The sequence below is a fragment of the Telluria antibiotica genome (assembly GCF_011682055.1).
Classification (GTDB): domain Bacteria; phylum Pseudomonadota; class Gammaproteobacteria; order Burkholderiales; family Burkholderiaceae_D; genus Telluria; species Telluria antibiotica.
This window is the reverse complement of the sequence record NZ_JAAQOM010000007.1, coordinates 63,739-83,237: the sequence shown is the minus strand read 5'-3', so window position 1 is coordinate 83,237 and position 19,499 is coordinate 63,739. Positions and strand designations below refer to the sequence as shown.

At 64.3% G+C, this 19,499-nt stretch carries 17 protein-coding genes; 2 read left to right on the top strand and 15 right to left on the bottom strand.

Translation table 11 applies throughout. The features are described from left to right. Positions 1–16 precede the first annotated feature (16 nt). The 15 genes from HAV22_RS12915 to HAV22_RS12845 all read right to left on the bottom strand — a co-directional run bounded on the left by HAV22_RS12915 (position 17) and on the right by HAV22_RS12845 (position 17,795). Positions 17–2,413 (bottom strand): 3-hydroxyacyl-CoA dehydrogenase/enoyl-CoA hydratase family protein, encoded by a 2,397-nt coding sequence (locus HAV22_RS12915; RefSeq protein WP_166859497.1) that lies wholly within the window; start codon positions 2,411–2,413, stop codon positions 17–19. Positions 2,414–2,456: 43 nt separating this feature from the next. After that, entirely contained in the window at positions 2,457–4,247 is a 1,791-nt protein-coding gene (locus HAV22_RS12910) for an acyl-CoA dehydrogenase C-terminal domain-containing protein (protein WP_166859496.1), read from the bottom strand. A 36-nt stretch (positions 4,248–4,283) separates the two neighbouring features. Then, entirely contained in the window at positions 4,284–4,913 is a 630-nt protein-coding gene (locus tag HAV22_RS12905; protein ID WP_166859682.1) for a TetR/AcrR family transcriptional regulator, read from the bottom strand. A 144-nt stretch (positions 4,914–5,057) separates the two neighbouring features. Then, entirely contained in the window at positions 5,058–5,441 is a 384-nt protein-coding gene (locus HAV22_RS12900) for an RNA-binding S4 domain-containing protein (RefSeq protein ID WP_166859495.1), read from the bottom strand. An 11-nt stretch (positions 5,442–5,452) separates the two neighbouring features. After that, positions 5,453–6,613 (bottom strand): cardiolipin synthase ClsB, encoded by a 1,161-nt coding sequence (gene clsB / locus HAV22_RS12895; RefSeq protein WP_166859494.1) that lies wholly within the window; start codon positions 6,611–6,613, stop codon positions 5,453–5,455. Positions 6,614–6,615: 2 nt separating this feature from the next. Then, entirely contained in the window at positions 6,616–7,443 is an 828-nt protein-coding gene (locus HAV22_RS12890; protein ID WP_166859493.1) for an endonuclease/exonuclease/phosphatase family protein, read from the bottom strand. 106 nt (positions 7,444–7,549) lie between these two features. Then, complete coding sequence (locus HAV22_RS12885) at positions 7,550–7,744, bottom strand: hypothetical protein (protein ID WP_166859492.1); 195 nt, start codon at positions 7,742–7,744, stop codon at positions 7,550–7,552. Between the two features lie 372 nt (positions 7,745–8,116). Continuing rightward, positions 8,117–9,793, bottom strand: coding sequence for a PAS domain-containing sensor histidine kinase (locus HAV22_RS12880; protein WP_166859491.1), 1,677 nt, complete (start codon positions 9,791–9,793; stop codon positions 8,117–8,119). After that, positions 9,790–11,073, bottom strand: coding sequence for an HD-GYP domain-containing protein (locus tag HAV22_RS12875; RefSeq protein ID WP_166859490.1), 1,284 nt, complete (start codon positions 11,071–11,073; stop codon positions 9,790–9,792). Before HAV22_RS12875 ends, HAV22_RS12880 begins: the two co-directional genes overlap by 4 nt. 209 nt (positions 11,074–11,282) lie before the next feature. Further along, positions 11,283–12,950, bottom strand: coding sequence for a diguanylate cyclase (locus HAV22_RS12870; RefSeq protein ID WP_166859489.1), 1,668 nt, complete (start codon positions 12,948–12,950; stop codon positions 11,283–11,285). A 106-nt stretch (positions 12,951–13,056) separates the two neighbouring features. Then, a complete protein-coding gene (gene nudB, locus HAV22_RS12865) occupies positions 13,057–13,512 on the bottom strand; it encodes a dihydroneopterin triphosphate diphosphatase (protein ID WP_166859488.1) in 456 nt (151 codons plus the stop codon). A 91-nt stretch (positions 13,513–13,603) separates the two neighbouring features. Next, positions 13,604–15,397 carry an aspartate--tRNA ligase gene (aspS, locus tag HAV22_RS12860; RefSeq protein WP_208296176.1) on the bottom strand — a complete coding sequence of 598 codons (1,794 nt, stop codon included), beginning with the start codon at positions 15,395–15,397 and terminating at the stop codon, positions 13,604–13,606. 83 nt (positions 15,398–15,480) lie between these two features. After that, on the bottom strand, positions 15,481–16,104 hold the full coding sequence (locus HAV22_RS12855) for a DUF502 domain-containing protein (RefSeq protein ID WP_166859486.1): 624 nt from the start codon (positions 16,102–16,104) through the stop codon (positions 15,481–15,483). Positions 16,105–16,183: 79 nt separating this feature from the next. Next, entirely contained in the window at positions 16,184–16,495 is a 312-nt protein-coding gene (locus HAV22_RS12850) for an FmdB family zinc ribbon protein (RefSeq protein ID WP_166859485.1), read from the bottom strand. A gap of 346 nt (positions 16,496–16,841) precedes the next feature. Next, positions 16,842–17,795, bottom strand: coding sequence for an IS1595 family transposase (locus HAV22_RS12845; RefSeq protein ID WP_166859484.1), 954 nt, complete (start codon positions 17,793–17,795; stop codon positions 16,842–16,844). Between the two features lie 170 nt (positions 17,796–17,965). On the opposite strand from HAV22_RS12845, the gene HAV22_RS12840 reads away from it, so the two are divergent. Further along, positions 17,966–18,574, top strand: a complete 609-nt coding sequence (locus HAV22_RS12840; protein ID WP_166859681.1) for a TetR/AcrR family transcriptional regulator — start codon at positions 17,966–17,968, stop codon at positions 18,572–18,574. A 94-nt stretch (positions 18,575–18,668) separates the two neighbouring features. Further along, positions 18,669–19,475: an oxidoreductase gene (locus HAV22_RS12835; RefSeq protein ID WP_166859483.1), complete on the top strand. Its 807-nt coding sequence runs from the start codon at positions 18,669–18,671 to the stop codon at positions 19,473–19,475. Positions 19,476–19,499: the final 24 nt, after the last annotated feature.

The following is a 19,499-nucleotide window of genomic DNA, read 5'->3' as shown; positions in this document are numbered from 1 at the left end:
TAGTGTCGCGCCGCGATCAGTTACGTACCGGTTTACCGTTTTGCATCATGCCCATGATGCGTTCCTGGGTCTTCGGATTGTTCAGCAGCGAGACGAATGCCTTACGTTCCATGTCGAGCAGCCACTGCTCGGACACGACGCTGCCCTGGTCGATGTCGCCACCGGAGACGATCTCCGCGATCGTGTCGCCCAGCTGGTAGTCGTACGCCGAGATGAAGCCGCCGTCGCGCATGTTGACCAGCTGGCCGCGGATCGTGCCCCAGCCGTAGCGGCCGGTGACGGTGACCGGGCGGCGCAGCGGTGCGCGGTAGCCGGCATCGAACATCGAGCGCGCGGTGACCTTCGCCACGTGCAGCAGTTCGTACGGGTTGAAGACGATGATGTCGTCGTCCTTCAGGTAACCCATCGCCTTCGCTTCCAGGGCCGATTTCGACACCTGCGCGGTGGCCGCGTTGGTGAAGCCGGTCTTCAGGAATTGCAGGATGTCGTTGCCCTTCGATTCATTGGCCGCCCGCACTGCCGCTTCCTTCAGCCCGCCGCCGGCCGGCACGAGGCCGACGCCCACTTCCACGAGGCCGATGTACGACTCGATCGACGCGACGCGCTTCGAAGCGTGCAGCGCCATTTCGCAGCCGCCGCCCAGGGCGAGACCCGCCACCGCGGCCACGACCGGGATGTTCGAGTATTTCATCGCCATGAACGTGTCCTGCAGTTCCTTGACGATCGGGTCCATCGCTTTCGCGCCGCCCGCCATGAAGGCCGGCAGGGCCGATTGCAGGTCGGCGCCGGCCGAGAACGCGCCGCCGTCGGCCGCATCGGTATTCCAGATCACGATGCCCTTGAAGCCCTTCTCGGCTTCGGCCAGCGCGCGCTGGATGCCCTTGATGACGCCGTCGCCGATCACGTGCATCTTCGTCTTCAGCGAGATGACGAGCACTTCGTCGCCCGAGTGCCACAGGCGCACGGAGTCGTCCTCGAACACGGTGGTGCCGGCGGTCTTCGGATCGTCGCCGCCCGCGCCCACGACCGGTGCGCGGAACTGCTGGCGCTCATAGACCGGCAGGTCCGAACGCGGCACATAGGCGTTCTTCGTGACGGAGTACGAACCTTCCGGCGTGTGCACGCCCTTCTCCGCGACCGGGGCGCTGAACACCCATGCCGGCAGCGGAGCGTCCGTCAGGGCCTTGCCCGCTTCGATGTCTTCCTTGACCCACTGGGCGATGGTGTTCCAGCCGGCGGCCTGCCACGTCTCGAACGGGCCGACGCTCCAGCCGAAACCCCAGCGCATCGCGAAGTCGACGTCGCGCGCGTTGTCGGCGATCGAGTCGAGGTGGATGGCGATGTAGTGGAAAGCGTCGCGGAAGATCGCCCACAGGAACTGCGCCTGCGGGTTGGTCGATTCGCGCATCGCCTTGAATTTCTTGACCGGATCCTTCTCTTTCAGGATGCGTGCGACGATGTCGGCCGCCTTGGCGCCGCCCGGCACGTATTCGCCCGTCGCGGTGTCCAGGCGCAGGATGTCCTTGCCGATCTTTTTATAGAAGCCGGCACCGGTCTTCTGGCCCAACGCGCCTTTTTCGATCAGCTTCGCCAGCACGTCCGGCGTCTTGTAAACGCTGAAGAACGGGTCGTCCTTCAGGTTGTCCTGCATCGTCTTGATGACGTGGCCCATCGTGTCCAGGCCGACGACGTCCGCCGTGCGGAACGTGCCCGACTTCGCGCGGCCCAGCTTCGCGCCGGTCAGGTCGTCGACGACGTCGACGGACAGGCCGAACTTCTCGGCTTCATGGATCGTGGCCAGCATGCCGAAGATGCCGACGCGGTTGGCGATGAAGTTCGGCGTGTCTTTCGCACGCACGACGCCCTTGCCCAGCACGGACGTCAGGAACGTTTCGAGCTGGTCGAGGATGGCCGGCTTCGTGGCGGCGGTCGGGATCAGTTCGACCAGGTGCATGTAGCGTGGCGGATTGAAGAAGTGCACGCCGCAGAAGCGCGATTTCAGCTCGGCGTCGAAGCCTTCGGCCAGCTTCTCGATCGACAGGCCCGACGTGTTCGATGCGAAGATGGCGTTCGCGCCGATGTGCGGGGCGACCTTCTTGTACAGGTCGTGCTTCCAGTCCATGCGCTCGGCGATGGCTTCGATGATCAGGTCGCAGCCGGCCAGCACGTCGAGGTTGTCCTCGTAGTTGGCGACTTCGATCAGTGCCGCGTCCTCCTTGTTGCCCAGCGGGGCCGGCGACAGCTTTTTGAGGTTCTCGATGGCCTTCAGGACGATGCCGTTCTTGTTACCCTCTTTGGCGGGCAGGTCGAACAGCACGACCGGGACCTTGGCATTGACGCAGTGCGCAGCGATCTGCGCGCCCATCACGCCGGCGCCCAGCACGGCGACTTTCTTGACGATGAAATTAGACATCTCTCGTAATCCTTAGTTGGCTCAGTTTAGTGACGGTGCGCATTTAGAACAGGTCGGCGTCCATTGCCATCAGGTTCGACGAACCCGAACGTGCCTGGCGGATCAGCATCGCGGTTTCCGGGTACAGGCGGGCGAAGTAGAAGCGCGCGGTCGCCAGTTTCGATTCGTAGAACTTGTCGCCCGAATCCTTCTTGGCCAGCGCGATCTTCGCCATCTGCGCGAAGAAGTACGAGAACACCATGTGGCCCACGACGCGCAGGTAAGGCACGGCGGCGGCGCCCACTTCGTCCTGGCTCTGGAAGGCCTTCATGCCGATTTCCATCGTCAGCTTGCCGACCTTCTCGCCCAGTTCGCCCAGCGGGCTGACGAATTCGGCCATCTGCTCGTCCAGGCCGTTCTCTTCAACGAACGCCTTGACCTTCTCGCCGAACGCGCGCAGCTTGGCGCCGTTGTCCATCAGGATCTTACGGCCCAGCAGGTCGAGCGACTGCACGGTGTTCGTGCCTTCGTAGATCATGTTGATGCGGGCGTCGCGCACGTACTGCTCCATGCCCCACTCGCTGATGTAGCCGTGGCCGCCGTACACCTGCATCGCTTCCGACGTGGCGATCCAGCCGTTGTCGGTGATGAAGGCCTTCACGATCGGGGTCAGCAGCGCGACTTCGCCGGCGGCTTCCTTGCGGACTTCTTCGTCCGGGTGGTTCAGTTCGCGGTCGATCTGCAGCGCGACGTACGACGTCAGCGCGCGCGCGCCTTCGGCATAGGCTTTCGCCGTCAGCAGCATGCGGCGCACGTCCGGGTGGACGATGATCGGGTCGGCCGGCTTGTCCGGTGCCTTCGGGCCCGACAGGCTGCGCATCTGGATGCGGTCCTTGGCATAGACCAGCGCGTTCTGGTACGCGACTTCGGTCAGGCCCAGCGACTGCATGCCGACGCCCAGGCGGGCAGCGTTCATGAACACGAACATCGCGTTCAGGCCCTTGTGCGGCTGGCCGATCAGGGTGCCGATGGCGCCGTCCAGGTTCATCTGGCAGGTCGAGTTGCCGTGGATGCCCATCTTCTCTTCGATGGCGCCGCAGGTGATGCCGTTGCGGGCACCGACGGAACCGTCCGCGTTCGGCAGGAATTTCGGCACGAGGAACAGCGAGATGCCTTTCGAGCCCTCCGGTGCATCCGGCAGGCGGGCCAGCACGAGGTGGACGATGTTTTCCGACATGTCGTGCTCGCCGGCCGAGATGAAGATCTTCGAGCCGGTGATGCTGTACGTGCCGTCGGCCTGCGGTTCGGCCTTCGTGCGCAGCAGGCCCAGGTCGGTGCCGCAGTGCGCTTCGGTCAGGCACATCGTGCCGGTCCATTCACCCGACACGAGTTTCGGCAGGTAGAACTTCTTCTGGTCGTCGGTGCCGTGTTCCTTCAGGCACTCGTACGCGCCGTGCGACAGGCCCGGGTACATGGTCCATGCCTGGTTCGACGAATTCAGCATCTCGTAGAACGAGTTGTTCAGCGAGACCGGCAGGCCCTGGCCGCCGTATTCCGGATCGCAGGCCAGCGCAGCCCAGCCGCCTTCCACGTACTGCTTGTAGGCTTCCTTGAAGCCCTTCGGCGTGGTGACGGTCTTGGTGGCGGCGTCGTAGTGGCAGCCTTCGCGGTCGCCGCTGTGATTCAGCGGGAACAGTACTTCCTGCGTGAATTTCGCGCCTTCTTCCAGCACCTGGTTGATGATGTCGGCGTCGATCTCCTGGTACGCCGGCAGGTTCTTGAATTCTTCGGTGACGTTGAGGAACTCGTGCAGAACGAACTGCATATCCCGAAGTGGCGCGACGTACTGACCCATGGTTGTTCTCCTGACAGGTGAATATTGTGTGTTGAATTACTGAGCGCCGGCCGTAGCTGCCTGGCTGTCTTGCTTGTTGGGGTTGCGGTAATCTGCGATGAGGCGCGCGAAGCCGCGGTGCGCGCGGTCGACGGCGCCCGGGAGGCGCAGGAAGCGCGCATCGTGGTGGACCGCCAGCACGAGGCCGTACATCTCGTACACGAGCTGCTCGGGATCGGTGCCCGGCTTGAGGTCGCCGCATTCGATGGCCTGTTGCGCGCAGCGCAGCAGGGCGCCCTGCCACGTGCGGACCATGGCGACGAGTTCCTCGCGGATCGGGCCCGGACGGTCGTCGTATTCGACGGCACCACTAATATAGATGCAGCCGGACGCGATCTCGACCGACACGCGCTTGAGCCAGTGATTGAACATCGCCTCCAGGCGCGGCAGGCCGCGGGGTTCCTTCAGGCTGGGGAAGAAGACTTCCTGCTCGAAACGGCGGTGGTACAGCTTGAGCACGTCGATCTGCAGGTCTTCGCGCGAACCGAAGTGCGCAAAGACGCCTGATTTGCTCATGCTCATGCGGTCGGCCAGCAGGCCGATCGTCAAGCCTTCGAGACCGTCGCGGCTGGCGAGCTCGAGCGCAACATCGAGAATGGCGGCCCGCGTCATCTCGCCTTTGCGCATGCTCATCGATTTAGCTGTCGTATTAATAAGTGCCTCGCGTAGTGAAGGATTTCATCCAACCGAAAAAAATCCGAACGCTCGTACTATTATCTACCAGCCGATAAATGTCAAACGGGAACTTAGAGGCGCCGTTCTAGTGTGTTGTCAGCCACCCGCACGGGTGATGGCGCGGCGGTCGCGCTTGGTCGGGCGGCCCTTGATCGTGCTGCCCGGTTCGGGGAACAAACGGCGTGCTTCCTGGTCGTTTTCGCGGCGTACGAGGCTCTCTTCCGTCTCGCGGTACAGCGCCTGGGCGACGGGGGCCGGGCCGCGCTTGTCGGACAGCCCCAGCACGACCACTTCCCACCGGTTCGAACCGTTGTCGATGAAAATCTTATCATCGACTTTGACGGAACGGGCGGGTTTCACGGGTTCGCCGCCGATGCGCACGCGCCCGCGGTCGACGGCGTCCGCCGCCAGCGAGCGCGTCTTGAAAAAGCGCGCGGCCCATAGCCATTTGTCGATTCTTACGTTGTCGTTGTCCGTCATCACAATTCCACTCAGGCGTAGCCGATCGCCACGACCCGCATCGTCATTTTATAGAGAAGATAGGCCATTTCGTGGCCGCAGCGGCGCACCCAACTCAGTTGCCGCAGATCATCCATGCATACCTGCACGCCGTCGGCGACGCCGCGCTCGATCTGGCGCGCGAGCGTCATCGCGAAGTGGGCGTCGCGCACGACGACGTTCGCTTCCTGGTTGACGAACAGCGACAGCCCGTCGCAATTGCTGGACCCGACCGTGGCCCAGTTGTCGTCGACGACCGCGACCTTCGCGTGCAACTGCGTCTTGCGGTACTCGACGATGCGCACGCCCGCGGCCAGCAGTTGCGGGTAGAACGACGACGCGACGGCGTCCTGCATGCGGAACTCGCCCACGCCGATCATCAGGCACACGTCGACGCCGCGCCGCGCGGCCTGGCACAGCGCCTCGCGGAACTTGCGGCCCGGCGCGAAATACGGCGTGGCCATCAGCACGCGCTTGCGCGCGCGGCCGATCGCCTGCAGGTAGGCGCGCTGGATCGTGCGGCGGTTGCGCAGGTTGTCGCGCACGACGAACGCGGCACGCATCGGATGGTCGCCCAGCGCGGCCGGCTGCTTGCGCATCTCGCGGAACAGGTTGATGCGGCGGACGAGCGGCAGGTGACCGGCCCGCGCCCACTGCGCCTGGGCTTCGCGGTGGATCTCCGCCACGAGCGGCCCGCGTACGCGCACGGCGAAATCCCAGCGGGGCGCCGGCAGCGGGGCGTGCGGTTCGTAGTCGTGCAGGTTGTCGTCGTTCGTGTTGATGCCGCCGACGAACGCGACCTCGCGGTCCATCACGGCGATCTTGCGATGGCTGCGCGCGGCGCCTCGCTTGAACCACGGGTTGAACATGCGGTAGTGCACGCAGGCGCCGCAGAATGCCTCTTTCAGGCGGCACGCGGTGCGGTTGCCCGTGCCAAACCAGTCGGCCAGCACGCGCACCTTGACGCCGCGCTGGGCGGCGCGGATCAGCGCGGCGGTGACGGCACGCGCGGTGTCGTCCTCGGCATAGATATAGGTCTCGTACAGGATCTCCTGCCGGGCCGCATCGATGGCCGCCAGCAGCGCCGGGAAATAGGTGCTGCCGCTTTCGAGGAGTGAAACGTCGTTGTTGGCTACATACGTGACGGTGCGCATCGCTAGGTCAGCTGCAGGTTGGCCACGATCGGTGCATGGTCAGACAGGCGCGCCCACTGCGGGCCGTGCAGCACTTCGGCATGCTCGACCTGGAAGCCGCGCACATAGATCCGGTCGAGCCGGAACCAGGGCAGCGCGGCAGGAAACGTCCGCGCCGGGACCAGGCGTTTTTCGCGGCCGGCCGCACTGCGTACCATGTCGCCGATCCTGGTGCCGAGCCGCGACGGCCGCTCCAGTTCGTCGAATACCTCGACGACGCCCAGCTTCGCGCGCAGGCAGTCGCTGAGGGTGTTGCGCCAGTCGTTGAAGTCGCCGGCGATGATGACGGGCTCGCCGTCGCGCGCGGAGTCCTGCACGCAGTTGATCAGGAGGTCCGTCTGGCGCCGACGGCTGCCTTCGAACAGGCCCAGGTGCACGACGTAGCAGTGCACGTTGCCGGACGCCGTTTCGAGCACGCAATGCAGGATGCCGCGCTGTTCGTAGGCGTGGTCGGACACGTCGTGGTTGTTCTGGTTCGAGATCGGAAAGCCGGACAGCAGCGCGTTGCCGTGGTGGCCGTGGTCGTACACGGCGTTCATGCCATAGGCCGCGTGCAAGTTTTCCCCGGCAAAGAATTCGTGCTGGGCCTTCTCGGGCCAGTGATGATGGGGACTGCGGACCTTTTCACCGTAGCGGGCCTGGTAGCGGTCGTGCCGCCCCTGCACTTCCTGCAGGAACACGACGTCCGCGTCGAAGGCACCGATGGCTTTTTTCAGCGCCAACACGCGCGGCGTACTACGAAAGGAAGAGACGCCCTTGTGGATGTTGTAGGTCGCAACACGGATTTTCATGGGAACATTGTAACCCCATCAGTCCGTGCCTTTGCGGGGTGGGAAGCGCAATCGTGCGCGGGGGAGCCCTTCCCGGCTCACGGCCGGAAAAGGCGTTGGGTGATGCTCAGGGTGCGACGGCGGCGTGTCTGTAGTCGCCGGTCGGCAGAGGACGCGCTTGAGGTGGGGTGACAGGGTCGCGGTAAACCGGATTCGTGCGCAGCGGACCTATCAGGCGAAGACCGCTCAACAGCTCGATGCACAGATAATCGTTATCGACGCCAACGTCCTTGACCTTCTGCTCGTGTCTGCGTTCGCTCATGATTCCTCCCTTTGTTGGACATTGCTAAAGTGTTAAGTCGCCAGAAACGACCGGTTGACCTTAATGAAATCGTCTAACACTGTCAAACCGACTAATGTATCGTGCTACGTTACCTCTGCCGAATTTAGTTCCGTATCCCTAGGGGAATTTCTCCCCTGTGACAAGAATCACGCAACATTTATCAACGAAAAAATCACGCATTATCACCCCGATCAACGTCTGTTCGATTAAAATTTAGTTAACATTTAATCGCGGCCGCACATTTGGCCGCCGCGCGTCCGGCGTGGTGTTGACGGTGTTTTGGACTCGACCGGACTCAGGAAGTTCCCGCCTGCTGTGCGGATGAGATGCCGGGCGGCCCCGGCCAGGAGATCAGATGACGACGCCCGCTTCGGGTACGGGACGGAACCGCGGCAGCACGACGCGGAAGCGCGTGCCCTTGCCCACTTCGCTGTGCACGTCGAAGCGGCCGCCATGCTTTTGCACGATGCCGTACGACAGCGACAGGCCCAGGCCCGTGCCCTTGCCGACCGGCTTCGTGGTGAAGAACGGTTCGAAGATGCGCCCCAGCTTGTCCTGCGCGATGCCGGTGCCGGTGTCCTCGACCTCGATCCACACCTGGCGCTCGTCGTAGCCCGTGCGCAGCGTGATGCGCCCGTGCTTCTCGATCGCGTGCGCGGCATTCACCAGGAGGTTCATGAACACCTGGTTCAGCTGCGACGGATAGCATTCGATCTGCGGCAGGTTGGCGTATTCCTTGGTCACCTCGGCCTTGTACTTGACCTCGTTCCAGACGACGTTCAACGTGCTGTTCAGGCCCGCCTCCAGGTCGGCATACTGCAGGCCGCCGCCGTCGACGTGCGAGAAATCCTTCATGTCCTGCACGATGCGGCGCACGCGGTCGATGCCGTCGAGCGATTCGCGCAGCAGCGGCTCCAGGTCTTCGCGCAGATAGTCGGCGTCGACTTCCTTCTTCAGGCGCGCGATCGAGGCGCGGTCGTCCGGGCTGAGCGAGCCTTCCAGCGCCTGGTAGCTGTCGAGCAGCTTGAGCATCGCCAGTGCATACCGCTGCAGGCTGCCCAGGTTCGAGTTGACGAAGCCGATCGGGTTGTTGATCTCGTGGGCCACGCCGGCCGCCAGCACGCCGATCGACGCCATTTTTTCCGCCTGCAGCAGCTGGCTTTGCGCCTCGCCCAGCTTCTTGATCAGGTCCGCCTGGCGCGCCTTTTCCTGCTCCAGCGTGGCGTTCGCCTCGCGCAGGTCGCGCGTGCGTTCGCGCACCTTCGATTCCAGCTGGTCGCGCGACTCGCGCAGCGCCTCCTCGGCGCGGTGGCGCTCGGTGACGTCGGTATAGCCGAATACGCGGCCCACCACGCGCTCGCCCAGGAACTGGGGCCGCGAGCGGCACTCGAAGAAGCGGCCGTTCTTCAGGCGGAACAGGTCCTGCGTCTCGGCCGTGTCGGCCACCTGGCGCAGGCGGCCGCGGATCACGTCGCTCTCTTCGACCTGCCCCGCGATGTATTCGATGATACCGTCGTCCTCGCCCGCCTGCAGCAGCACGGCCGGGATGTCCCACATCGCGGAAAACAGCCGGTTCATGCTCGTGATCTTGCCATGCCAGTCGATCACGAGGATGCCGTCGGCCGTGGACTCGAGCGTCGTGCGCAGCTGCGCGAGGGTCTGCTCGAGAAGCGCCTCGACCTGGCGCTCGTGGCGGCGGTCGCGCGCGCGCACGAGCAGCAGCGGCCGGCCGGCGTCGTCGATCACGCGCACCGACTTCATCACCGTCAGCAGCGAAGCGTCGGCGCATAAATACTCGCCCTCCTGCGCCTCGACGTCGAGATACTGGCCGGCGCGCACGTCCTCCCAATAGAACACGTCCTGCAGCGAGCTTTCGATGTCGGTGATGATCATCCCCTGCAACTGCTCGCGCGAATAGCCGAGCACCTGCTCGACCATGCGGCTGGCGACAAGGATGCGCAAATCGGCCGGATCGACCAGCATCGCCATGTACGGGCTGTGGTCGATCATCAGCTGGTGCAGGCTCATGACTGGCTCCTGCGGCCGGGGTCGCGGGCGTCGAAATAATAGCTGACGCGCTTGCGCGGGCTGAGGTAGTTATAGATGTCCTTCGGCACCTGGGACGGGCGGATCGACTTCACGATGTTCAGGTCGGGCTGCTGCTCCAGGTCCACGACGATCGCTTCCTCGCGCGGCACGCTGGCCTCGTAGATCATGACCTGGGGCCGCGTCGGCTTCGCGGTATTGACGTTGACGACCATGCCGACGACGCCGTTCGCGAGCTGGACGATCGTGCCCGGCGGGTAGACGCCGAGGCAGCGGATGAATACCTGCAGCAGCTTCGGATCGAAGCGGCTGCGCATCTTGGCGAACATCAGCGACAGCGCCTCGTGCGGCGTGAGCGACTCGGCCGGATTGCGCGGATTGCATAACTCGTCGTAATGGTTCGCGATCGACACGATGCGGGCCAGGACGCCGGTCGCCTCGCCCTGCAGGTGGCGCGGGTAGCCGGTGCCGTCGAACATCTCGTGATGGTCGCGGATGATGGCCAGCGCCGGCGCCGCCAGGCCCAGCTTCTGGCCGATCTCGAAGCCGCCGTGGCAATGCGTCTCGACGAACGCCTGCTCGGCGTGGTTGTAGGCGTCGAGCTTGTTCAACACCTTGTCCGGAATGTTCTTCATGCCGACGTCGTGCAGCAGCGCGCCCATGCCCAGCACGTTGGCCAGCTCGTGCGGCAGCTTGATGTCGCGCGCGATCATCATCGACAGCATCGTGACGTTCAGCGAGTGCACATAGACTTCCTCGCCGCCCAGCTTGTCGCCCATCAGGTTGATCGCGAGCTCGGGCGCGGACAAAATCGACTCGGTGATCTGGCCGATCAGCTTGCCGGCCACGCGCACGGTCTCGGCCGGCTGGGAAAACAGGTTGCGGTCGATGTCGCGGATCGCCCGCGCCGTGTCCACGAACGCCTGCTCGATGCGGGCCGCGTTCTCGCGCTGTTCGCGGATGCGTTCCATCATTTGCCGCTTCGCCGCCATGACGGGCGATTCGGCTCGCGCCTCCGCCGACATGGCGGGCGCCGGCGGGGGCGGAGGCTGGTCCGGCGCGGCGGACGGCACGGGCACGTCGCTGAGCGCGGGATCGACGCGGACGGTGTCGATCCCGAGGCCGCGCAACGTGCGCAACTGGTCCTCGGTCTTGACCTTGAAATGGCTGAATGCGAACGGATGCTGGAACCACTTCAGGTCGAGGTGGATATACAGGCCGATCTGGACTTGGTCGATTGGAATGGTGAGTGTGTCGGCCATGGTGCGCCTCGGAATGTGGACACTTGCGGTGAATTCTTCAAGACCGAAAGTATCAACTCCCACCCATTTCGGTCAAGAAACATTTGTTTCCATGTGGAATTTGTGACACGCGCCAAGGGCGACAGCCATATTCTACCGGTTGGGTGCTTGCAACAGTGCTTCGCACGGCGTTGGCGGGAAGACAACCGCGCCGGCAGCCTGCACGCGGGTCACGCGCCCATCAGCACGCGGTTACGGCCTTCCTGCTTGGCGCGGTACAGTGCCTTGTCGGTCGCCCAGAACAAGGACTCGGCATCCTGCGCGTGGACGGGATACGACGCGACGCCGAACGACGCCGTGATCCGTTCCGGCCCCTCGCCGTCGGGGTTCGGTGTCGCGCCTTCCAGCGCGCCGCGGATCGCCTCCGCGCGCGCGCACGCATCCGCGGCCGTGCAGTCCGGCAGCAGCAGCACCAGCTCCTCGCCGCCGTAGCGGCAGGCGATGTCGCCTTCGCGGATGCCCTGGCGCAGTTGCTGCGCGATGGTGCGCAGCACGGCGTCGCCGACGGCGTGGCCATAGTCGTCGTTGACGCGCTTGAAATGGTCGATATCGACGAGCACGAGGCTCACCGGCACGTTCTTGCGCCGCGCCCGCGCCAGCTCGCGCTTCAGCGCCGCGTCGAAGTGGCGCCGGTTGAACAGGCCCGTGAGCGGATCGAGCACGGACTGGCGGCGCAACGACTCGCGCAGGCGCGCATTCCCCAGCGCCAGCGCGAACTGCTCGGCGACCGTCACCGCGAGGCGCTCCTGCTCGTCCTGCTCCGGGCCCGTCGCCAGTCCCTCGAGGTGCAGCATGCCCAGCAATTCGTCGTGCGTGACGAGCGGGATGCACAGGCGTCCCGGCGCATCGCCCGCCGGCGTGCGGTAGTGGGCGCAGGCCGGCTCGCCGTGGCCCGACGTCCGGTAGCGCGCCCGGTGGCGCAGTGCCCAGCAAGTGTCGATGTCGATTGAGGGAGGCTGGTCGGACGGCGTCCCCCACTGCGCCTGGCGATCCAGCTGGTTGTCGTCGTCGCGCAGCAGGAACAGCGTACCGGCCACGCCGGGCAGCAGCTTGGGCATCGCGCGCGCGAGCACGGGGCCGGTCGCGGCGACCGACGGCACGGCGTCGACGGCACGCAGCAGTTCCGCGACGACCGTCAGCTCGCGGTTGTGACGCGTCGCCAGGGCGACCGCCTGCGCAAGCTGGCCGGCCTGGGCCTGCAGTTGCGCGGCGGCGGCGCGGCGCGCACGCAGCGCCCGCATCACGACCAGCTGCAGCACGCCCAGCACGAGGATATTGGCGGCCGTCGCCGCGACGCTCAGATAGAACGACTTTTCCGAGCGCGCCAGCAGGTCGACGCGCAGCGCGTCGCGCCGGGCCTTGTTGCGCACCTGTTCCGCCGCCACGATGCGGCGCAGGTCGTCCATGTACAGCTTGCCGCGCAGCGAGCTGACCACGCGCTCGGCCGGCTCGAAGCCTGCGTGCCGGCGCAGCTGGATGGTTTCGTCGAGTTCGGCCAGCTTGAGTTCGACCAGGCGCGAGATGCGCCACACGGTGGCCCGTTCGGCATCCGTGCGCGCCTTTTCCTTCGCGTCGTGCAGGGTGCCGGGCAGCGTGCGCCGCGCCTGCTCGTACGGTTCGAGGAAGGCGTCGTTACCGGTGACGATGAAGCCGCGCTGGGCCGTCTCGGCGTCGCGCAAGCTGGTCAGGATGTCGTCCAGGCGCTGCTGCGCGAGCAGCTCGGCGCGCGCCTGCGCCAGCATGACGTTGACGGAGCGGTTCAGCCAGAACGGCACGGCCGCCACCAGCACCATGACGGCGGCGGCGGCGGCGAATCCGAGGTGTGTTGCGCGGCGCATGCGATGTCGATCAGAATACCATTGCTACAGGGCAATACAACATAGCATGGATTGCCAGCCGCACGATTGAAATTCACCGTTTCGTCATGCGGGCGTGGCGATTCGTTTACGCAGCAGGAAAGTGGTGCCGCAATTGCAGGATGGCTTCCGCGTTGGAGCTGGAAAAGCAGCGGTCGGCCGCGGCCAGCAACGGCAGCCACGCGTATGCCACGTGTTCGCGCGGCGCGAGCGTGATCGCGATGTCGCGTGGCACGCAGACGGAAAACACGTGTTCCGTGTTGTGCGTGACGCCGGGCGCGTAGCGGTGGCGCCAGGTCTCGTAGATCTCGTAGATGTTCGACAAGTGCCAGTCGTTCAGGACGATGCGCTCGCCGTCGGCGACGATGCCCGTTTCCTCGAACAGTTCGCGGGTTGCCGTCTCCAGCAGCGGTTCGTCTGGGCGGTCGAGCGAGCCGGTGACGGATTGCCAGAAGCCGGGCCGGTCGGCGCGTTCGATCAGCAGCACCTCGAGGTCGGCGGTGTGGATGACGACGAGGACGGATTCGGGGATCTTGTGGGGCATGAGTTTTCGCTGGATCGCGACCAACGGTGGGCTCGGGGAGCCCACCCTACGGCAGGTTTGCGTAGGGTGGGCACCCCGTGCCCACCAAACATCAAGCGACCTTCGGCTCGTTGCGCAGGCGGATGTGCAGCTCTTTCAGCTGCTTCTCGTCGACTTCCGACGGCGCGTTGGTGAGCAGGTCCTGCGCGCGCTGGGTCTTCGGGAACGCGATCACGTCGCGGATCGACTCGGAGCCCGTCATCAGCGTGATCAGGCGGTCCAGGCCGAACGCCAGGCCGCCGTGCGGCGGCGCGCCGTACTGCAGCGCGTCGAGCAGGAAGCCGAACTTCAGCTGCGCTTCTTCCGCGTCGATCTTCAGCGCGCGGAACACCTTGCTCTGGACTTCCTCGCGGTGGATACGGATCGAGCCGCCGCCCAGTTCCCAGCCGTTCAGCACCATGTCGTAGGCCTTGGCGACGCAGGCGCCCGGGTTCGTCTCGAGCATGTCTTCGTGGCCGTCCTTCGGTGCCGTGAACGGGTGGTGCGTGGCGTTCCAGCGGTCGCCGTCTTCGTCGTACTCGAACATCGGGAAGTCGATGACCCACAGCGGCGCCCAGACGTCCTCGAACAGGCCGGCCTTCTTGCCGAATTCCGAGTGGCCGATCTTCACGCGCAGCGCGCCGATCGAGTCGTTCACGACCTTGGCTTTATCGGCACCGAAGAAGATCAGGTCGCCGTCTTCGGCGCCCGTCAGTTCCAGCACCTTGGCCAGCACGTCGTCCGAGATGTTCTTGACGATCGGCGACTGCAGGCCATCGCGGCCCTTGGCCTTCTCGTTGACCTTGATGTAGGCGAGGCCCTTGGCGCCGTAGATGCCGACGAATTGCGTGTACGCGTCGATTTCCGAACGGGGCATCGAACCGCCCTGCGGCACGCGCATGCCGACGACGCGGCCACCCGCCATGTTCGCGGCGTTGTTGAAGACCTTGAATTCGACGGTCTTCATCAGCTCCGTCAGCTCGGTGAACTGCAGCTTCACGCGCATGTCCGGCTTGTCGGAACCGTAGGAACCCATCGCCGTGGCGAAGTCCATCACGGGGAACGGGTTCGGCAGGTCGATGCCGGCTGCGTTCTTGAAGACGACGCGCATCATGTCTTCGAACAGGTCACGGATTTCCTGCTCGGTCAGGAACGACGTCTCGCAGTCGATCTGGGTGAATTCCGGCTGGCGGTCGGCGCGCAGGTCTTCGTCGCGGAAGCACTTGGTGATCTGGTAGTAACGGTCGAAGTTCGCGACCATCAGCAGCTGCTTGAACAGCTGCGGCGACTGCGGCAGCGCGAAGAAGTTACCGGGGTTGACGCGCGACGGCACCAGGTAGTCGCGCGCGCCTTCCGGCGTGGACTTGGTCAGCATCGGGGTCTCGATGTCGATGAAGCCCAGGTTGTCCAGGTACTTGCGCACTTCCATCGACACCTTGTAACGCAGGCGCAGGTTGTGCTGCATCTGCTGGCGGCGCAGGTCGAGCACGCGGTGCGTCAGGCGCGTCGTTTCCGACAGGTTGTCGTCGTCCAGCTGGAACGGGACCGGCACCGAAGCGTTCAGCACTTCCAGCCTGGTGGTGTTGATCTCGATCTTGCCCGACTTCAGGTTGGCGTTGGCGGTGCCCTCCAGGCGGTTCACGACGGTGCCCGTCACGCGCAGGCAGTACTCGTTGCGCACGTGCTCGGCGACCTTGAACACGTCGGCATTGTCGGGGTGGCAGACGACCTGCACGAGACCTTCGCGGTCGCGCAGGTCGATGAAGATCACCCCGCCGTGGTCGCGGCGGCGGTGCACCCAGCCGCACAGGCTGACGGTTTGGCCCAGCAGCTCTTCGGTCACGAGGCCGCAGTAGTGAGTACGCATGGAGGACATAGTTTTTCGATCCTGGTTGGTTGATTCGGTGGGCCCGCTTCTATCGCCGGCCCTGGATTCTTTGCTGCCTTGTTCTATTCCGCCGCGATGGCGACGTGCGTATCGGGCGCGGCGTCGAGCGGCGACGGGGGCGCCACGACGCCCATCGAGACGATGTACTTGAGGGCCGCATCGACCGTCATGTCCAGTTCGACGACCCGGCTGCGTTCCATCATCAGGAAGAAGCCGGACGTCGGATTGGGGGTGGTCGGCACGTACACGCTCACGTAGTCGCCCACCAGGTGGTTCTTGACGTCGCCGCCCGGCACGCCGGTGAGAAAGGCGATCGTGTACGAATTCTCGTGCGGATACGGAATCAGGACGGCCTTGCGGAACGCATTGCCCGACGACGAGAACAACGTGTCGGACACCTGCTTGACGCTGCCGTACACGGAGTTCACGACGGGGATGCGCTGCAACAGCCGCTCCCACATGCGCACGAACCACTTGCCGACCAGGTTATTGGTCAGCACGCCGGTCACGAACACGATGGCCAGCGTGATGATGGCGCCCAGGCCCGGGATATAGGTGCGCGGCTGCCACTCGCTCGGCACGAGGACGAGCGACTGGTCCAGCGTGCTGATCACGAAGTTCAGCACCCAGGCCGTGATCGCCAGGGGAACCAGCACCAGCGCGCCTGTGATGAAATATTTACGCATCGTTAGTCGTGACGGGTCTCGTCCGATGAAAGTGTCGGGTGCACATTATGCGCCGGCCGCGCAGGGCCGGCGCAGTTTGTCAGTTACTGCTGCTGTCTTTCGCCGGTGCGGCGGCCGGGGCCGGCGCGGCCGACGCTTCCGTGCTCGCCCCGCCGTCGGACGCCGCCGGCGTCGACGCTGCCGGCGCCGTGCCGGTGGCCGGGGTGCTGCCACCGCGGAAGTCGGTCACGTACCAGCCGGTACCTTTCAACTGGAAACCGGCGGCGGTGACTTGCTTCTTGAACGATGACTTGCCGCACGACGGGCACACGGTCAGAACCGGATCGGAAACTTTTTGCAGTACATCCTTGGCAAAACCGCATTCATCGCAGCGGTAGGCGTAAATCGGCATCTGAATACTCCGCAAAAATCATCAAAACCCTGAATTATAAAGCTTTTGCGGGAGATTTTGACCCTGGCGGCCATCGAGGGGGCCTGTGGCCGTCCCGACAACTTGCTGCAGCATGGAAACAGTGTTGTTTTTCGTCACCGCACGGATGGGTTCCGTTTGCCGAATATCAACTTAACTGTTTAAATAGCATTCTCAGCAGCAAGAGCTGCACGAAGGTTTAAGAAACAGAAGTATGCGCGACCGGTTTCCGGCCCGCCGCAATACCGAAGAAAAACACTTCAAATCCGGGCCCGCTTGCGGGCCTTTCTTTTTGGCTGTGTTCGCGATAATTCGGTGACGCCACCGCTTAGCCGAGCTGAACAGCAGCGCACAACAGATGAGCCGGCGTCGTCAGCCGTCGCGCATCGAGCACGCGTTGCCAACCCGAGTAATTGATCAGGTAGCGGCTCGCGACGCCGCGGAATCGTACCAGCCAGCTCTTGAAGCGACCGTGCCATGCGTTGACGTTTTGAATGTGGATTGCGCCGCGTGCCCGGCCGCCTCCCTTCGTGTTCACCATCTCATGCATGATGCCGGCTTGCTTCGCGAAGTGACGGTACGAGCGCGCCGAATCGCTGATCAAGAGGACGTCGGGCAGCAGCGCGGGCTTGAGGCACTTTTCCAATTGCGCCACCGTCACCGGTCCGCGGCCAGTGTGAAAATCGAGCGTCTGTCCACTGCGGTCACGCGCGACGAGAAGGCAGTCGAGTTCACCGCTGATGCCGCGCTTTTTCGCCACGCCGCCGCGCTTCCTCGGCTTGCGCGTCATGTTGCGCGAGCCTTTCTGGGATTCGAGCCGGTACGTCTCGTCGGCCTCGACGATAGAAGACAGAGTTGACGGCCGATCGCGCATCGCGCCCGGCACGAAGCGATGGCGCCAGCGAAAACTGGTAGTGCGATGGACGCCGACGACACGTGCCGCCTCGCGCACGGTGCGCGATTCGAGCACGCACTGCAGGTACGCCAGCCAGTGTTCTTTCTTCCGTAACCTTGCGAGCGGCGTACCCGTCAACGCGTTAAAGCTGCGCCCGCAGCCGAGACAGCGAAAGCGTTGCAGGCCGCTGGCCTGGCCGCAGCGGTGGACGCGAGGACAAGCGCAGCGCGGACACGGGCGTCCTCGAGTAGCGTGCTCGATCAGCGCGATGCACTCGGCCGGATGGGAGATGCCCGCGACCCATTTCCGCAGCCGGGCAAGGTCGACGGCGGACAGCTGTACCGCCGTCAACTGGGCGAACACATCGTCGAACGGCACGGCGCGCATCGTCACTCCCCCATGAGTTAACTCGACGATCCGTATGACCGCTGCAACCAGTTTCAGTTCGCATAACTACCGCGAACACAGCCTTCTTTTTTTTGGGCGCGACGCCAAGCCCTGCAGCGCATCGTCCAGCGTTTTTTTGAGCTCGCATGCGGCACAAACAAAACACTGATATGATGACCGTCATGCCAAGGAAACCCAACAACCCCGCTACCAAGAACCGCAAGGAAGCCACGCATGACCGTATCGTGGACGTCGCTGCGCGCGCGATCCGGCGCAGCGGTTATGACGGGACAGGCGTGGCCGACATCATGAAGGAAGCAGGCTTGACGCATGGCGGCTTCTACGCGCACTTTGCGTCGCGCGACGCGTTGCTTGCGGAAGCGGGAGACCGAGCGGGTGCCGAATCCGTCGCGCTGGCGGCGCGCGTGGCGGCGACTGCGCCGCCGGGCCAGGCGTTGCAACGAATGATGCAAGCGTACTTGTCGGATGAGCACATGGCCGGCATCGAGACCGGGTGTCCGGTCTCGGCGCTGGGCTCGGAAATGCCCCGCCAAGCGCCTGAAGTGCGTCGCGCCGCCACTGTCCATATCAAGGAAATGATCGATTTATTTGCTCGTCAGATGCCGGGCTGGGGCCAGCGCGAGACGCATGAGCAGGCGATGATGCTGGTATGCGGTCTTATCGGTACCGCGGTGGTTGCCCGAGCCGTGGACGACCCCAAGCTGTCGGAAGCCTTGCGCGCGGCGTCGCTCAAGTATCTGCTGCCGGCCCGTGATTGAGGCGTCACGGGCTTTTTTTTGAACGCAAATATGATGACCGTCATATTTGTATCCCTCGTAGCGTACGAACTTTGTTTACAAAAAAGGAAATCTCATGGAAATCAAGATCGCACTGGTGACCGGCGCTTCGTCCGGCATCGGAGAAGCCACCGCCACGCAGTTGGCCGAGGCCGGCTACAAGGTCTACGGCACGAGCCGCAGCATCAAGCCCGGCAAGACGCGCCCCTTCGACATGATCGCGCTCGACGTGACCAGCGATGTCTCGGTGCGTGAAGCCATCGATACCGTCTTGCGAAAGGAAGGCCGTATCGATCTGCTCGTCAACAACGCGGGGTTCGGCGTGGCACCCGCCGGCGCCGAAGAAAGCTCGATCGAACAAGCGCAGGCGATTTTCGATACCAACTTCTTTGGCGTGGTACGCATGACGCGTGCGGTGCTGCCGCACATGCGCAGCCGGGGTTCCGGACGCATCATCCATATGGGCTCGGTACTCGGCTTCCTCCCGATGCCCTATGGCGCCTTGTACGCAGCGACCAAGCATGCGATTGAAGGCTACTCGGAATCCCTGGACCACGAATTGCGCACCTGGGGCATTCGCTCCGTGGTTGTCGAGCCTGCCTACACAAAAACACCGTTCGACGCCAACCTTCTGCAGGCGGATGCCATGCTCGAGGATTATCGCGACGTACGCGTGGCCGTGACCAAACGCGTATCCGAAGTGATGGAGTCGGCCGAAGGTCCCGCAGTGGTCGCGCGAACGGTGCTCGAGGCCGCACAAGCCGCCAGCCCGAAGCTGCGTTACACGGCAGGGGGACTCGCGGGACGTTTGCGCCTGCTGCGCAGGTTTGCCCCGACCAGCGTGATCGATGCGGGCCTGCGCAAGGATTTGCGCCTGTCCTGACCGACCCGCCCCTACTGAGAACAC

Coding starts and splice junctions, on each gene's coding strand:
- HAV22_RS12915 (WP_166859497.1), bottom strand. CDS start 2,413: ATGTCTAATTTCATCGTCAAGAAAGTCGCCGTGCTGGGCGCCGGCGTG.
- HAV22_RS12910 (WP_166859496.1), bottom strand. CDS start 4,247: ATGGGTCAGTACGTCGCGCCACTTCGGGATATGCAGTTCGTTCTGCAC.
- HAV22_RS12905 (WP_166859682.1), bottom strand. CDS start 4,913: ATGCGCAAAGGCGAGATGACGCGGGCCGCCATTCTCGATGTTGCGCTC.
- HAV22_RS12900 (WP_166859495.1), bottom strand. CDS start 5,441: ATGACGGACAACGACAACGTAAGAATCGACAAATGGCTATGGGCCGCG.
- clsB (WP_166859494.1), bottom strand. CDS start 6,613: ATGCGCACCGTCACGTATGTAGCCAACAACGACGTTTCACTCCTCGAA.
- HAV22_RS12890 (WP_166859493.1), bottom strand. CDS start 7,443: ATGAAAATCCGTGTTGCGACCTACAACATCCACAAGGGCGTCTCTTCC.
- HAV22_RS12885 (WP_166859492.1), bottom strand. CDS start 7,744: ATGAGCGAACGCAGACACGAGCAGAAGGTCAAGGACGTTGGCGTCGAT.
- HAV22_RS12880 (WP_166859491.1), bottom strand. CDS start 9,793: ATGAGCCTGCACCAGCTGATGATCGACCACAGCCCGTACATGGCGATG.
- HAV22_RS12875 (WP_166859490.1), bottom strand. CDS start 11,073: ATGGCCGACACACTCACCATTCCAATCGACCAAGTCCAGATCGGCCTG.
- HAV22_RS12870 (WP_166859489.1), bottom strand. CDS start 12,950: ATGCGCCGCGCAACACACCTCGGATTCGCCGCCGCCGCCGCCGTCATG.
- nudB (WP_166859488.1), bottom strand. CDS start 13,512: ATGCCCCACAAGATCCCCGAATCCGTCCTCGTCGTCATCCACACCGCC.
- aspS (WP_208296176.1), bottom strand. CDS start 15,397: ATGCGTACTCACTACTGCGGCCTCGTGACCGAAGAGCTGCTGGGCCAA.
- HAV22_RS12855 (WP_166859486.1), bottom strand. CDS start 16,104: ATGCGTAAATATTTCATCACAGGCGCGCTGGTGCTGGTTCCCCTGGCG.
- HAV22_RS12850 (WP_166859485.1), bottom strand. CDS start 16,495: ATGCCGATTTACGCCTACCGCTGCGATGAATGCGGTTTTGCCAAGGAT.
- HAV22_RS12845 (WP_166859484.1), bottom strand. CDS start 17,795: ATGCGCGCCGTGCCGTTCGACGATGTGTTCGCCCAGTTGACGGCGGTA.
- HAV22_RS12840 (WP_166859681.1), top strand. CDS start 17,966: ATGATGACCGTCATGCCAAGGAAACCCAACAACCCCGCTACCAAGAAC.
- HAV22_RS12835 (WP_166859483.1), top strand. CDS start 18,669: ATGGAAATCAAGATCGCACTGGTGACCGGCGCTTCGTCCGGCATCGGA.